Origin of the sequence: Microvirga aerophila, from assembly GCF_003332305.1 — a bacterium.
GTDB lineage: Bacteria > Pseudomonadota > Alphaproteobacteria > Rhizobiales > Beijerinckiaceae > Microvirga > Microvirga aerophila.
Window position 1 is genome coordinate 13,003 of the sequence record NZ_QOIO01000022.1, and the last position, 14,417, is coordinate 27,419.

The window sequence follows — 14,417 nt, forward strand, 5'->3', positions numbered from 1 at the left end:
CCATGCCCCATCTCAATACCCTGCAGTTGTTTCGTGGCGTCGGCCGCTATGGGGTGCTCCTGGCGCTCCTGGCGCTGATCGTCTTCGGTTGGCTGCGATACGAGAACTTTCTCGGCAGCTTCAACGTGCTGTCGGTGCTGCGCTACAACAGCATGTTCGCTTTGGTGGCGCTGGGGATGTGCTTCGTGATCATCACCGGAGGGATCGATCTCTCGGTGGGATCGGTTGCGGCCTTAGGCAGCGTCGTGGCGGCCCTGCTGTCGCCCTACGGGATCATCCCCGGGTTGATCGGCGGCTTGGCGGCGGGTCTGGCGGTTGGCCTGATCAACGCCTTCGTGATCATCCGCCTGAACATTCTGCCGTTCATCGCCACCCTCGCGACAATGCTCGCGGCCAGCGGCTGCGCGCTGCTCCTGGCAGGCAACCAATCCGTGTCGGTGTCGTACGAGTCCGGCTTCACCGAACTGGGCCAGGGAGATTTTCTGGGCTTCCCAATTCCCGCCTAGATCGCTCTTGCGGCCTATCTGGCCGGATCGCTCATGCTGAACCTGACGGCTTTCGGCCGAACCGTCCTGGCGGTGGGCGGCAATGAGGATGCAACGCGCCTGATGGGACTGCCCACCACCCGGGTGAAGGCCGCCGTCTACATCATGAGCGGCGGCCTGGCGGGGCTTGCAGGCGTTATCCTCGCGGCGCAGTTCGGCGCGGGCCAGCCCATCGAAGGCGTGGGCTGGGAGCTTTTCGCCATCGCATCCGTCGTGGTCGGCGGCACGCTTCTGACCGGCGGCGTCGGCTCCGTGGGCTCGACCCTCGCCGGCGTGCTGCTTCTCGGGTTGATCTTCAACATCCTGAATTTCGAGAACGGGCTCGGCTGGATCAGTCTGTCGGCCTATTGGCAATCCGTGATCCGCGGCGCCCTCCTCCTCGTCGTCGTCGCCATCCAGGCGCGCCTCATGGCGCGCACGGACGACGCGCACGCATGACGCGGCTCCCACCGCCCCTCGCTATGAGCTTCGGATGATTGTCGTCTTCGGTTCGATCAACATCGATCTCGTGTTTCACGCGAACAAGCTGCCGTCCGAGGGCGAGACGGTCCTGACAGATGCATTCACGACCGTCCCCGGCGGCAAGGGAGCCAACCAGGCGGTGGCCGCCGCAAGGGCCTGCGCCCCTGGAGCCGGCCCGGTCATGATGGCGGGCTGTATCGGACAGGACGCCTTTGCGGATCTGGCCCTGGCGGAATTGCGCAAGGCCGAAGTGGACCTTCGCATGGTTGCACCCGTTCAGCGCCCCACGGGCTGCGCGGCCATCACCGTCGACCGTCACGGCCATAACCAGATCACGGTGGCGAGTGGGGCCAACCTCGAGGCCTTGCATAGCCTTGTCCAACCCGATCTTCTGCGGCAAGGCACGCTCGTGGTGCTGCAGAACGAGGTTGGCGGGGGCGAGAATCTAGCGCTGGCCCGCAAAGCCGCCGCTCAGGGCGCATCCGTGATCCTGAACGCTGCGCCTGCCCGTCCGATCCTGCCCGAGGAGTGGGCCGGCCTTCTCTCGGTGCTCGTCGTCAACGAGGCGGAGGCGCGGGACATCGCAGGCGCTGCGGGTCGGGAGGCGCTTGTTTCCCTGGCGCGGTCCCTCCGCGCGACGGTCGTGGCCACATTGGGCGCGCAAGGGGCGTTGGCAGTCTCTCCCGACTGCTCCGGGCATCAGGTGAGCGCCCTCGCGCTCGAACACGTCGTCGACACCACGGGAGCGGGAGATACCTTCGTGGGAGCGCTTGCGGCGGCTGTCGAGGAAGGCCTGCCGTTGAGCGACGCCCTTCGCTTTGCGTCCGTGGCCGCAGGTCTTGCCTGCACCAGGGCCGGGGCGCAGACGAGCGTGCCAAGCCGGGCGGAGATCCTGGCCCGGCTCCACGATCTTGCGCCTGCCCAGTCAGTGTTGGTTTAGCCCGCGGGGCAGCGCTCCAGATCAACCCTTAGCTTCGAATACGGGATTGTCGGCCGTGCGCTCGCGCCCCCAAGGCCCGAGGGGAGAATTCAGAGCTTCCCTACGGGCTTGATGTCGCTCGCGCTCGCACCCCGGTCGGTGGCCAGGAGGTCTCTGATCTCGGACAGGAGCTTCACGTCAGCGGGAATTTCCGGAGCCTGAGGCACATCGGCCTTTGCGTCCTCCTGCCGCTTCAGGCGGTTCATCGCCTTGATGACGAAAAACAGCACCCAGGCGACGATGAGAAAGTTCAACGCGACAGTCAGAAACTTCCCGTAACCGATCACCGCTCCCTGCTTCTTCGCGTCGTCGTAGGACGCTCCCTCCTGCACGGTCGATGACAGGGGCAGGTAGTAGTTCGAGAAATCCAAGCCTCCGGTAACCGCGCCCACGATCGGCATGATGATATCTTCGACAATGGACGTCACGATGGCGCCGAACGCGACGCCGATGATCACGCCGACCGCAAGGTCGACGACATTGCCGCGCATGGCGAACTTTTTGAACTCGTCGAGCATCAGGTTGCCTCCAAGGCCGGCCCCGCCACTGTCGGTCTGCCATCTCCCGAGACTGCAGACCTGATTCAGTCATATACATCCAGCTTGAGGGGCGGCTAATCGTCTGAACGAATTTCCCTCCTGAGTACTTCCGAATGGCCCAAGTGGCAGAGAACGCCACAACGCGCGGAGCTCGTCTGCAGGTGCGGCCGGTCTCCCGACCCCCATACGCAGCATCGTTGCCTATCTTAAGATATATCGACCTGAAAGGAACCCGCTAACCTTGGCTTCGTTGCTCCCGAAAGGGGAGACGGGTCATGCCAGATTTCGTGCTGAAGCTCGTGACACTGGTGAAGCCTTGCGTCCTGACCTTATTGCTCGCCGTTCCATTCGCGGCTGGCGCGATGCCTGCGCGCGCGCAGGACATTTTCAGCTTCTTCAGGGCCCTCTCCCGCCCGGCTCAACCGGCTCCCACGTTCCAGCCCTTCGATTACACCCCTGCTCCGGCCATTGAACAGCCCAGGCGCAAGCCGCGGCCCCGTTCGAAGCCTGTCGTTGCCGAGCAACCCGCGATCAAGTTGCCGGTTACGCCGAAAGCTCCCGGTGACATCGAGAACCCTGTGCCGGCCCTTTTGGCCGACAGCACCTTGCGTCCCGGCGACATGGTGATGTTCCCAGACGGCCTGCGGGTTTTCAGCGGAAAAACCGGAGGTCCGCATAAGCTGGCGGACTTCAAGCTCCTGTCGCAAGCTGGCAAGGCCGTTCCGCAGGCGACGCGAAAGCTCGTCGCGAAACTGCGTCCTGGCGAGAACCTTGCATGGAGCTCGGACGGCCTCAGGTCAGAGGGCAAGCTCGCGGCCAACACCAAGGATGTGACGACCACCGGAAGTGTGCGGCGGACGGGAAGCCGGCAGGGCTCGCGCTGACAGCGGTTGAGAAGCTTCTCGATCTAGAACCTGTTCCGGGCTTCATCACCAATCCCGAACCGGAATGGGAACGGCTATTTGCGAGCGACGAGCATTTCGTCGGCTGCAGGTGCGGACTTTCTCGCATGCCCTCGTCGCTAAAGTCTGGCTTCTCCCTCGCGTCTCATCCTGAGGAGCGGCCGAGGCCGCGTCTCGAAGGAGGATCCAACAATTTCCGGAAACGCTCCGCTCTTCAACACGAGGGCTGTAGCAGTGACGTTCTATCGTAACCCGTGACCATGTTGAGGAGCGTGCTGAGCCGATCAGATTGATGCATGACGTCGGTGTGCTCGGAGGCAGCCTGTCGGGCTTGTTTCGTGGGGCGGCTCCTGTGTTGAAACCACAAAGGGCGTGCCGGATTTGACAGTCGCCATGGCGCTTGGCAGTGACTGGCTATCCTGATTTCCCATTACGTCAGACTTCAATGACCTTATTTCCATTTGATCCTGATGACACAGCTCTCCGTTGCCTTGTGGAGGCCCTCACGGAAAGTGGGCAGGCTGTGTCCATCTTCGACAGCGAGGACAACCTTCGGTACGCGAACAAAACCTACCAAGGCATGTTCCTCGGCGACTACGATGGTCCATTCACCTTCACGGACATCACCCGCCACGCGCACAGGAACGGGCTCGGCGTACGGATCGACGACGGGGATGTCGAGGCCTTCATTGCCAGAACCCTTTTCCGGCGACGGAGCGTGCCGCGCAAGTCCTTCGAAACCGATCTGGTTGATGGCCGCTGGTTCTGGATCGAGCACACGGTGCTCTCGAACGGGTGGGTGCTGTCGGTCGGCGCTGACATCACGGCCTTGAAGCACAATGAGAAGTCTCTGCGCCAAGCCCATGACGCGGCGCTCACGGCATCACGGACCGATCAGCTCACAGGGCTGTCCAACCGCCGCCATATCCTGGGACTGCTCGATGAGAAGCTTGCCGCCAACGAGAGCACAGGATCCGGCTTGTGCGTTGCCGTGCTCGACATCGACCACTTCAAGGCCATCAACGATGCGCATGGGCACGAGGCAGGCGACGTCGTCCTGGAACATTTCGCGCGGGCCTGCCGGGAGAGGGTGCGGACACAGGATCATCTGGGCCGGACCGGCGGGGAGGAGTTTCTGCTTCTGCTCCCCGAAACTCGGCTCGACGACGGCGTGCGCATCATCGATCGAATCCGGGACGGCTTCCCTCCGGCGCTCCTGGCGCACAGCAAGCTCGAGTTGCCTTGCACCTTCAGCGCCGGCGTGACCGAGGCCCTGCCGGACGATGACCGCAGCTCTATCCTCCGCCGGGCGGACCGCGCTCTTTACGCCGCCAAGGCAGAAGGACGGAACCGCACCAGGGTCGGTCTTGAAGGGAAACATTGAGGGCACCAGCCACTTCATGGCTTGAATTGGATCAGTGCCGGCAATGAAGGCGCTGTCGCCCGCTATCGCAAGGGTGGCACCCATTTGATCCTCGCCCGTCCTGTCCTAGTCTTCCTGCCATGACAGTCCTCGTCCACCGCCTCCGCTTCGCAACAGCGGCTCTTCTAACATTCGTCGCCTGCGCCATGCCCCTGGTGGGATCTTCACGGACGCACGCACAGGCGCTGGACGCACCCGTCGCCACCGAAGCGCAGTTCCGAGACTGGCTCTTACGGACCGTCTGGCCTGATGCGGAAAGACAGGGCGTCTCCAGGGACACGTTCGAGCGCAGCTTCGCCAAGGTCACGCTCGATTGGGATCTCCCGGAGCTTCAGCCGCCCGGCCGGGCGACTCCCCCAGACAGCCAACGGCAAGCAGAGTTCCAGAGCCCGGGTCGCTACTTTGCCGAAGCCCAGCTCACCTCCCTCGCAAAGCGTGGCAATGAACTCCTCCGCCAGTGGGCCGCCACTCTTGACGACATCGAGCGGCGTTTCGGCGTGCCACGGGAGATCGTCGTCGCGATCTGGGGACGGGAGTCGAATTTCGGCCGTGTCACGGCACGGCATCAAGCCGTGAGAGTGCTCGCCACTCAGGCTTTCATGGGGCGGCGGCGCACGCTGTACTATCCGGAGCTCCTGTCGGCTCTGGTGATCCTCGAAGAGGATCATCTGTCCGGCGAGGCCCTGCTGTCGTCATGGGCCGGAGCCATGGGACAACCGCAGTTCCTCCCTTCGAAATTCCTGCGCTACGCCGTTGACGGGGATGGGGACGGGCGACGGGATATCTGGCAGTCAGCGCCTGACAGTCTTGCGTCCATTGCGAGTTTTCTGCGCGAGCACGGCTGGAGACCGGAGCAGCGCTGGGGCATCGAGGTTCGCGTGCCTCAGACGGTGACCTGCGCTCTCGAAGGACCGGGCCAAGGCAGAACGATGCAGGAGTGGCTGCGGCTTGGATTGGCTCCCATCGGCGATGCTTCCTTGCCGGAGTGGAGCAGCAACCCAACCGCCTTCCTGCTGATGCCCGCAGGTCGACTGGGACCATCCTTCCTGGTTTCCAAGAACTTCTACGTCCTCAAGCAGTATAACGAGTCCGACCTGTACGCGCTGTTCATCGGCCACCTCGCTGATCGTATGAGGGGCGCCTCGGCTTTCGCCGGGGAGTGGAGACCAATCGATTCCATGAGGCGTAGCGACATTCACGCGATGCAGGAGCGCCTGAAGAGCGATGGCTACGATGTGGGCAGGGTGGATGGCCTGATAGGGTTCGCAACCCGCACAGCAATCGGTCAATGGCAGGCGAAAAGTCGACGCGATGAGACCTGCTACCCGGATGCCGGCCTGATACAAGCCATTCGCGGAGCCCGTCCGTGATGGACCGGACGAATTTTCACGGTTGCTCGCCCGTCACCTCACTGGACTCTCAGCACGACCTTCGAACCGGGCCTTTTGACCCAATGTATGGACCGGCCGTGCGTCGCAAGAGGCTTTGGAAATGGTGAGATTGGTCTTGCGCTAATGTATCCGACCCTTACGGAGCAGTGCTCCTGGCCATCATGGATATCCGCGCACATTGGTTCTCATTAGCTGATCGGCCCTTTATGGCCCTTTGGGTCACCAGAGCCCCAATGTGACGGCGCGACCGTTCTCCATCTCCTCATCCTCTCGCAGACCTCGGCGAGCTCAAAGTGACGACTGATGCGGACAGAGGCTTTCAGCCTCAGCCTGCCATAGCCGCTGCTCGTGGTTCATAGACGCGGTTCTGGCTCAGCACACTCCAGGCGATGCGAGCCAGCTTGTTGGCCAGAGCTGCCGCCAAGACATTGTGGTGCAGGCGCATTGAGGCAGCGGTGAGCCATGCCCCGAAACTGTGCTGGCGCCATTTTGCCGGCCAGAGCAGCAGCACGCGAGCGGCCTGGATCAGCAGGGATCGCAGGTAGCTGTTGCCGCGCTTCGACAGGCGGCCCAGCACGGTTCTATCCCCAGTGGAGATCTGGCGCGGCACCAACCCGAGCCAGGCGCCGAAATCGCGTCCACGCTGGAAGGCCGCGCCGTTGCCGATAGCGGCCACCATGGCACTGGCGATGATCGGCCCTACCCCTGGCACACTCATCAGACGCTGGCAGGCCTCGTCAGCCGCCACGAGAGCTTCGATCTCCTCGGTGACTGCCTCAATCCGGCCGTCGAGATGATGCCAGTCCTGCACCAGGCCTTCGATCAAGTGTACCATCCGCAGGGTGAGAACATCGGTGCGTTTGGCCAGGATGTCGGGCAGCGCCTGCCGCAGGGATCGCAGCCCCTGTCGGACAGCGATGCCACGCTCGAGCAGAAAGGTGCGGATCTGGTTGACCACTGCTGTGCGCTGGCTCACCAGCCGTGAACGCACGCGGTGCAGGGCTTGCAGGTCGAGCTGCTCAACCGTCTTGGTGGGCACGAAACGCATGGTGGGGCGGAGCACTGCCTCGGCAGTGGCCTCGGCGTCGCGGAAGTCGTTCTTGTGGCTTTTGCGGAAGGGCTTCACGAACTGAGCGGGATCAGCTTCACGTCGTGGCCGAGGGCCAGCAACTGGCGGCTGAGATGGTGGGCTCCCACACACGCCTCCATCCCGATCAGACAGGTGGGCATGTTGACGAGGCGCTGCTCGACTTGGCCACGCGAGAGCTTCTGGCGCAGGACAATGGCGCCGCGGGCATCCAGGCCGATCAGGTGGAAGCTGTTCTTGCCGATGTCGATGCCAAGGGTGGCAACAGGTTGAAGCGGAGCATTAGGCATGGCTCAGATCCTCGTGCTGGGCGCCCCTCCTGAAGGGTGCGCCGGTAAGCACGGCCGGTCCATCCCATTAGCTGTCTTTTCGACTTCGAATATGAACGGCCACTCAATCGCATGAGCTTGTCTGGTCGCCGCAGTGATGCGGCGACCAGAGGGAGAGAGCCCCTGGTGAAGCTAGACCATAAAACCCGCAACCCGACCCATCATCTCTGTGGCGGATCAGAGGTCGCAAGACGTTAAGGTATAGGAAAGGCGGTAGAGCGAAGTGGCGGTTGACGACAGGGCGCCGGCTTGTTCCAAGGACGTCGCACCAAGCTCTGCCGCCACTACTTCCTTGAGTGCCTTGGGATCGTACCCTGACACGAGGATGATCCAATCTGCGACGGCGTCACCGCCGCGGATCTTCTGCTCCGCGGTTGCGGGCGCGTTCGGCGTCTCGGTTCGCAGAAGGTGGCCCCCGGTTATTCCCGGCAACGACGGCAACCGCGCCAGCAGCGGTCTCAGACTTCGGTGCACAGCCTCAGCTTGGCCAACAGCGGGAGAGAAGCGCAGCGTCAGCATGAACTGGGCGACTCCACCGCCGTTGGTTTCGAGGATCTGGCACTGACTGCGCACCATGTTGCGATGGTGCGGCATCATCTTCGTGGACCAGGGCGTCGGATCGTTCAGGCGCGCCAGGTAATGGGGCGAGGTCAAGGTCCTATACGTCTCCAGCTCGTACAGGACGAAGAAGCCTTCACCCCCATCCTCACTTGCCCATCGCGATCCCCGTCGAAAACCGGGGATGCTCATCCGCTCGGGAAAGTGCTCGTGCGAATGCCAGTCCTCGAATTCGGATCGCAGAGCTGGGGCTATATCCCACCACATGGCGACGGCGGCAGCGCCAAGGAGCGACATGGATATTCACCGGCTGCCGCGAAGGCGCGCAAGTTCGCTATTGACCTCTTTTGCCAATGGCTCTCCCACCTCACCGATGAACTTCTCGACAACCGGCTGGACCTTCTCACGCATCCTATCGAGTTCCGGAGCCTCAAGTTCGTTGACTTGCATAACCTTTTGGAGGCGTTCGATTGATTCCGACTCTTGCGCCTGTAGGAGTTTGCGCTCTTCTGCCTTCGCCTCGTCCGCCGCCTCACGAATGACGGTCTGTTCAGTCGGAGACATGGAATCCCACGTCTTCTTGCTCATCAGCAATGGCATACCGGTATAGAAGTGACGCGTGATAGACAGGTACTTTTGTACTTCCGCGAACTTGGCAGACTCGATAACTCCAACAGGGTTGTCCTGCCCATCGATGGTCCTGCTTTCAAGGGCAACATAAACCTCTCCGAATGTCATAGGGACCGGATTGGCGCCGAGCGCCTGGAATGTCTCGATGTAGATGGGCGAGGCGATCACTCGCACTTTCAGTCCTTGGACGTCTTCAGGCTTTGCAATTGGACGCCGGCTGTTGGTGATATGCCGGAAGCCGAGGTCCCATATTCCAAGACCGATAATGCCCTGATCAGCAAGTTTGCCGAGCAGCCTTGTTCCAACCGGACCATCGCTTATTGCGTATGCCTCGCGAAAGTCTTTGAATTGGAACGGGAAGTCGAAAATCATGAATTCCTTGTTCAGACCTGCAAGGAGACCAGTTGCCATCGTGGTGAAATCAAGCGTTCCGCCGCGCACCGCCGAAAGGTTTTGAGGATCGCCGCCCAGGACAGCGCCTGGGAAGAGGTTGATCTTAATCTTCCCACCACTTTTCTGGGACACCAAGTCGGCGAACCTCTGCGCGCCGATACCCATTGGATGGTCCTTCGCGAGGCTGAAAGCGAATTTCAGGTTACGGTCTTTGATCTCTTGGGCTTGCGAGCCCAGGGACATAGCGAGCATCGCGATACTAGCGAGGCAGCCCAGCGCACTGCGACGAATCATGGTGTGTCTCATGGTTCCCTCCCGGCTAAGTGGAACGCTCGACTCGGCGCTCCTTCCCGGCATACCTACCCTTTCCTGATGGCATTCAGAAATTGAATGGTTTTCAAAAAACGGATAGGCGTTGGACGTTCCGAGGCTTTCTAACAGGTGCCGAATGAGCGGATCTCTCGAAAAATCCCTGGCGATCCTCGAGTATCTAGCCGGTCGTCCAAATGGCGCACCGCTCGTGGCGATTGCCACCGAGCTGAACCAGCTTCGCAGTAGCTGCCACCGCACTCTTCATGAGCTGGTTCGATACGGATATGTCCGGACGCTGCCACAACGCGGAGATTATGCCCTCACGACCAAACTGGCTTCACTGGGTCTCAGCTTTCTCAGCAAGTCGGGGGTGGTAGATATCGCTCAGCCGGTCATTGATCGGCTCGCCGAGGCGACCGAGGAGTTGGTTCGACTCGCCATCGTTGACGATCAGCGGCTTACTCTGGTGGCAAAGGCGCAAGGGGCGAGATCCGGACTGCGCTATGATCCTGACATGGGTATTGAGTTACAGCTCTCGTGCAGTGCGGCCGGGCACGCTTGGTTGATGACCCTGCCGGAGGAAATGGCTCTTGAAGCCGTCACGCGCCAGGGGTTTGGTCAGCGGACGCATTTCGGCCCTAACGCGCCAACAACCTTCAAGGCGTTGCTTGAGATGCTGCAGGAAAGCCGTACGCGAGGCTTCAGCCTGCTGTGCGACGTCTATGCCCCGGGGATGAGCGCGATGGCAGCTCCTGTCCAGCGCCGCGGAGAACAGGCAACCGGCGTCGTGGTGATCGCGGGCCCATCGATGCGTCTTACCGAAAAGCGCATGCTCGAGTTTGGCCCCGAGCTACTGCGCGCTTCCGCTGAACTCGCTCACGCCAGCGGCGCCTCGCCCTTACTCCAATCCGCCAATCTGGGGACCTGGGGAAACCGTCTTGATTGATCCGGAAGCATTGGCTTCGGGAGAGTTCAGGACAACCGCTCCTGGCACTTCGCGGAAGTAAGCCGAACGTCTCCCCATACAGGAACACCGGACGTCGTTCTTTGCCACCTCCTCTCCGGATCCCAAGGATAAAGGAGACGGAATGAGCAAAGACGCCGCTACGTCGAATTTCAGTCAGCTTGACTGTCATTGCGTAAGCTTTCGCCCTTGGAGCTGCTCACGCCACGTCGAACGGCTCGGGCGCAAAAACCATAGGCGCGCGCAAAACATTGCCCCGAGGCGCGCACCGTGCAACAAAAAGGTAATCTGCGACTTCCATCGCGAACAGCGATCCTGAAAGCATCCGCGGTGCAATGAGACATCATTTAGGGCGATCTCACGAGTGCTTCTCATGAGGTTTCAGCGAGCTCGCAACGCCGTACCGCCCGACAGGCTGGGTCATGCCCGAGCTTCGCAGCCGAGCGGACGATCTGCCAGAACTGCACACAAGATCCAAAGGAGGAAACAAAGATGACACTGAAATGGTCAGCACTTGTAACGGCCGCGCTAGGCATCGCGATCACAGGAGGGGCGGCTCAGGCCCAAACGAAGCTGAAATGGGCGCACGTCTACGAAACGTCGGAGCCGTTCCACACGCAATCCGTCTGGGCCGCGCAGGAACTCGCGAAACGCACGAACAACCGCTACCAGGCTGATGTCTATCCGGCGTCCCAGCTGGGCAAGGAAACCGACCTCAATCAAGGCCTGTCCCTCGGATCCGTGGACATCATCGTCTCAGGCTCCAGCTTCGCAGCGCGCAGCTCTCCGCCTATTGGCATCACCTACTACCCATACGTTTTCCGTGACGCGAACCACCTCCTGGCCTACACCAAGAGCGACGTGTTCAAGGAGCTCGCCAAGGGTTACTCGGACAAGACCGGGCACCAGATCCTCGCAGTGACCTACTATGGAGCGCGTCACACATCGTCGAACAAGCCCATCAAGGCCTGCGCCGACATGAAGGGCTTGAAGATCCGTGTCCCAGACGTGCCCGCCTATTTGGCGATGCCCCGTGCTTGTGGCGCGAACACGAGTCCCATCGCCTTTGCGGAGGTATATCTTGCGCTCCAGAACGGAACCGTCGAGGCTCAGGAGAACCCCCTCACGACGATTGAGGCCAAGAAGTTCTATGAGGTGCAGAAACACATAGCCCTGACCGGGCACATCGTGGATCACCTGAACACCGTGGTGTCCTCCATTCTTTGGAAGAAGCTCTCCGACGAAGACAAGAAGATCTTCTCGGAAGTCGCCCAAGAGGCTGCCGCACGGGCGAGCGCTGAAATCATCGCCAAGGAAAAGGAACTGGTCGGCTTCTTCAAGGACAAGGGACTGACGGTTACCGAGGTCGACAAGGAGGACTTCAAGCAGAATGTCCTGAAGAGCGTCACGTTCGAGTCCTTCGGGTACCGCAAGTCGGATTACGATAAAATCCAGGCGATCAAAAGCGAACCTGCTTTGTAAACATACCGCTGCCCTGCCAGAGGCTCGTTTCTCCTGGCAGGGCAACGACCGATAGACGTCGGCTGGCTCCACCATTCCGCAACAAGTCCGGAGGGTTGGCCGACAGCGAGACCATGGAACATTCCGGGATTGTTGTTCTGACTGCTGCAATCGATGGGAGTAGCGAAGTGACCACAACTGCTCTTTCTGCAACGTTGTTTGGAGCGCAAGATCTTCGCATGGTGGAGGAACCTCTCAAGCCGCTGCCACCTGGAATGGTGCGCGTGCGTTTTCGAGCAGGCGGGATCTGTGGGTCCGATATGCACTACTTCAGGCATGGCCGAACCGGCGACTTTGTCGTGGAGACGCCTTTGGTTCTCGGCCATGAGATCGCGGGCGAGATCGTCGAGATCTCCGGCGATGCTTCCAGCTTGGCGGTCGGTGATCGAGTTGCGGTCAATCCTTCGCGGTGGTGCGGCAAGTGTCCGCGTTGCCTGGAGGGCCGCCCGAACTTGTGCGAAAACATCTACTTCATGGGATCGGCATCAAAGAAGCCCCATATGCAAGGCGGGTTCGCGACTTACTTCGACGCTGTTCCGGCGCAGTGCATCAAGGTCTCAGGCAACACACCGATCGCTGCTGCGGCCCTCGCGGAGCCACTAGCGGTCTGCCTTCACGCGGTGAAGCGAGCAAGCGTGGTGGAAGGAAAGCGAGGCATCATCTTTGGCGCCGGGCCGATTGGCCTTCTGACACTGCTGGTAGCCCGGCAGGCTGGAATGTCGGAGATCGCAGTTGTTGACCTCATGAGCGCTCCCCTTGCTTTCGCAAAGCGTCTTGGCGCTGATCACATCATCGATATCTCGGCTGGTGAGAATGACCTCAAGGCCCTTGCGGCCGAACGGCCGTTTGATGTTGCTTTCGAGATTTCTGGAACGGCTGCCGGGCTCACATCAGCGATTTCAAACGTTCGTCGCGGTGGCACGGTCGTTCAAATCGGCAACTTGCCCGGAGGGGCGATTCCGGTGCCGGCCAACATGATTATGGCCAAGGAAATCGATCTGATGGGATCATTCCGGTTCGGGGAGGAGTTCGAACACGCCGTTCGCCTCATCGATGATGGAAAGATCGACGTTCTCTCGATCGTCACGTCCCAGCGCCCATTGTCAGAAGCGTTGGAAGGATTCCACTTGGCTCTCGATCGGTCCCAAAGCGTGAAGGTTGTGCTGACCGCCTCCTGAATGGGTCTGCATCCACGCGTGGGTTTATAGGAATTACTTGCTCCGGCTGAACAGATTGCAGACGGCTGAAGCGGCAGCGAACAAGGCCGCGCCACCCATGGCAAAGGCCGCCCATTCGCTGAGAACATGCGCGAGGATGTTCTCGGGGATCTGTTGCGTGAGGGCGTGATAAACCTGGTGCAGGGGGACGACGACCATTCCAAACAGCGCCCCGTTCTGGGCGTTGTATCCATTGTCACAGCATTGAGCAGACTTGCATTTTTTCATATTCGTCGGTTTACTCGATTTCTACGGCTTGGCGATAGGGTCACCACTGGCGGCAGTCCCATTGCCTCCGGCGGTCTTAGCCAAAAAGCAGCGTGGCTAAACATTGATGACGCCCTCCCCTTACTCCCATGCGACCTACAGGATCTCCCTCATCGGGAGTGTCTGGATGGTGTTTTGCGACGACCATTTCAAGGCAGGCTTTTCAACACGATCGTTAGCAGAATTGCTTGTGTTGCAGATGATCGAGGCTCGGTGCGCAGAGGAGAAGGCGTCTCAAGTCCTGATCGAGGACGGACTCGTGTGCGAAAAGCACCTGTGTCGCTGCTTTGAGGGGCCGCCGCCCGGAACGTCCCTGGCTTAGGTAGAGGTCACTCCATCAAGGCGCTCATCGGACATATCAGGCTCGCAGTCAGGTGTTCGCGCCTTTCGAAAGCCTCCGGCGAGAGCGCGAGCGCACATAGCCGATGATCGTAAAGATCAGCCACGCGGCTTGAGTAATGAATGACGGCAGATTGAAGTCAAAGATCAGCGAATAGAGAATGGCAATGGCGCCGATCCCGTTGAGCAATGCATAGCGGTCATCCTCGACCTTCAGTATGCCCAGTTGCAGCAGGCCATAGGCTGACAGATAGGCCGCGACACCAATCAGCCCGATAAAATCAGCTATGCTCATGAACGTCCCCGTTTGATCTGCGGAAGACCATACTTCGTTGTGGCCCGTTTCATAAAGGACGACGCGAAGCCTAAGCTCGCACGGCCGAAATTCTGTACAGGCTGCCGGTGTGCCTGTGGGCCTTGCCGAGGATCATGCCTGCAACCTGCCGATCACGCAGTCTGCGTTTGCAATGCGCTTGGCGTCTCGACGGTTCACGCCAACAGCTCCGCGAGCCCGCATGATGGGCTGTTAACGGATTGCTCACCATGCTGCGCGGAAGGC

General features: G+C 60.7%; 12 protein-coding genes and 2 pseudogenes. 8 read left to right on the forward strand and 6 right to left on the reverse strand.

Features of this window, described 5'->3' with window-relative positions; translation table 11 throughout:
• Positions 1–2: 2 nt before the first annotated feature.
• Both DRB19_RS13370 and DRB19_RS13375 read left to right on the forward strand, forming a co-directional pair.
• A pseudogene (locus DRB19_RS13370) lies at positions 3–983 on the forward strand (ABC transporter permease).
• A 34-nt stretch (positions 984–1,017) separates the two neighbouring features.
• Positions 1,018–1,947 (forward strand): ribokinase, encoded by a 930-nt coding sequence (locus DRB19_RS13375; protein WP_114186533.1) that lies wholly within the window; start codon positions 1,018–1,020, stop codon positions 1,945–1,947.
• 89 nt (positions 1,948–2,036) lie between these two features.
• Here the strand turns inward: DRB19_RS13375 and mscL are convergent, their stop codons facing one another.
• A complete protein-coding gene (mscL, locus tag DRB19_RS13380) occupies positions 2,037–2,504 on the reverse strand; it encodes a large conductance mechanosensitive channel protein MscL (protein WP_114186534.1) in 468 nt (155 codons plus the stop codon).
• 296 nt (positions 2,505–2,800) lie between these two features.
• Here mscL and DRB19_RS13385 point away from each other — a divergent pair, with 296 nt between their 5' ends.
• The 3 genes from DRB19_RS13385 (at position 2,801) to DRB19_RS13395 (ending at position 6,220) form a co-directional block, all read left to right on the forward strand.
• On the forward strand, positions 2,801–3,409 hold the full coding sequence (locus DRB19_RS13385; protein WP_114186535.1) for a hypothetical protein: 609 nt from the start codon (positions 2,801–2,803) through the stop codon (positions 3,407–3,409).
• A gap of 463 nt (positions 3,410–3,872) precedes the next feature.
• On the forward strand, positions 3,873–4,811 hold the full coding sequence (locus DRB19_RS13390) for a sensor domain-containing diguanylate cyclase (protein ID WP_114186536.1): 939 nt from the start codon (positions 3,873–3,875) through the stop codon (positions 4,809–4,811).
• Between the two features lie 119 nt (positions 4,812–4,930).
• Positions 4,931–6,220: a lytic murein transglycosylase gene (locus DRB19_RS13395; RefSeq protein ID WP_245439490.1), complete on the forward strand. Its 1,290-nt coding sequence runs from the start codon at positions 4,931–4,933 to the stop codon at positions 6,218–6,220.
• Between the two features lie 346 nt (positions 6,221–6,566).
• Here the strand turns inward: DRB19_RS13395 and DRB19_RS13400 are convergent.
• The 3 genes and pseudogenes from DRB19_RS13400 to DRB19_RS13410 form a co-directional block, all read right to left on the reverse strand.
• Positions 6,567–7,618: pseudogene (locus tag DRB19_RS13400) on the reverse strand (IS110 family RNA-guided transposase).
• 216 nt (positions 7,619–7,834) lie between these two features.
• Positions 7,835–8,512, reverse strand: a complete 678-nt coding sequence (locus DRB19_RS13405; RefSeq protein WP_114186537.1) for a DUF4286 family protein — start codon at positions 8,510–8,512, stop codon at positions 7,835–7,837.
• A 6-nt stretch (positions 8,513–8,518) separates the two neighbouring features.
• Entirely contained in the window at positions 8,519–9,544 is a 1,026-nt protein-coding gene (locus DRB19_RS13410; RefSeq protein ID WP_114186612.1) for a TRAP transporter substrate-binding protein, read from the reverse strand.
• 142 nt (positions 9,545–9,686) lie between these two features.
• On the opposite strand from DRB19_RS13410, the gene DRB19_RS13415 reads away from it, so the two are divergent.
• The 3 genes from DRB19_RS13415 (at position 9,687) to DRB19_RS13425 (ending at position 13,213) form a co-directional block, all read left to right on the forward strand.
• A complete protein-coding gene (locus DRB19_RS13415; RefSeq protein WP_114186538.1) occupies positions 9,687–10,496 on the forward strand; it encodes an IclR family transcriptional regulator in 810 nt (269 codons plus the stop codon).
• Positions 10,497–11,006: 510 nt separating this feature from the next.
• On the forward strand, positions 11,007–11,996 hold the full coding sequence (locus DRB19_RS13420; protein WP_114186539.1) for a sialic acid TRAP transporter substrate-binding protein SiaP: 990 nt from the start codon (positions 11,007–11,009) through the stop codon (positions 11,994–11,996).
• A 167-nt stretch (positions 11,997–12,163) separates the two neighbouring features.
• The gene (locus DRB19_RS13425) at positions 12,164–13,213 is read left to right on the forward strand and encodes an L-idonate 5-dehydrogenase (RefSeq protein WP_114186613.1); all 1,050 of its coding nucleotides are present in this window, start codon (positions 12,164–12,166) and stop codon (positions 13,211–13,213) included.
• Between the two features lie 33 nt (positions 13,214–13,246).
• On the opposite strand, the gene DRB19_RS29945 is transcribed toward DRB19_RS13425, so the two are convergent.
• Complete coding sequence (locus DRB19_RS29945; protein WP_162815684.1) at positions 13,247–13,411, reverse strand: hypothetical protein; 165 nt, start codon at positions 13,409–13,411, stop codon at positions 13,247–13,249.
• 478 nt (positions 13,412–13,889) lie between these two features.
• Positions 13,890–14,153, reverse strand: a complete 264-nt coding sequence (locus DRB19_RS13435; protein WP_114186541.1) for a CBU_0592 family membrane protein — start codon at positions 14,151–14,153, stop codon at positions 13,890–13,892.
• Between the last annotated feature and the right edge of the window lie 264 nt (positions 14,154–14,417).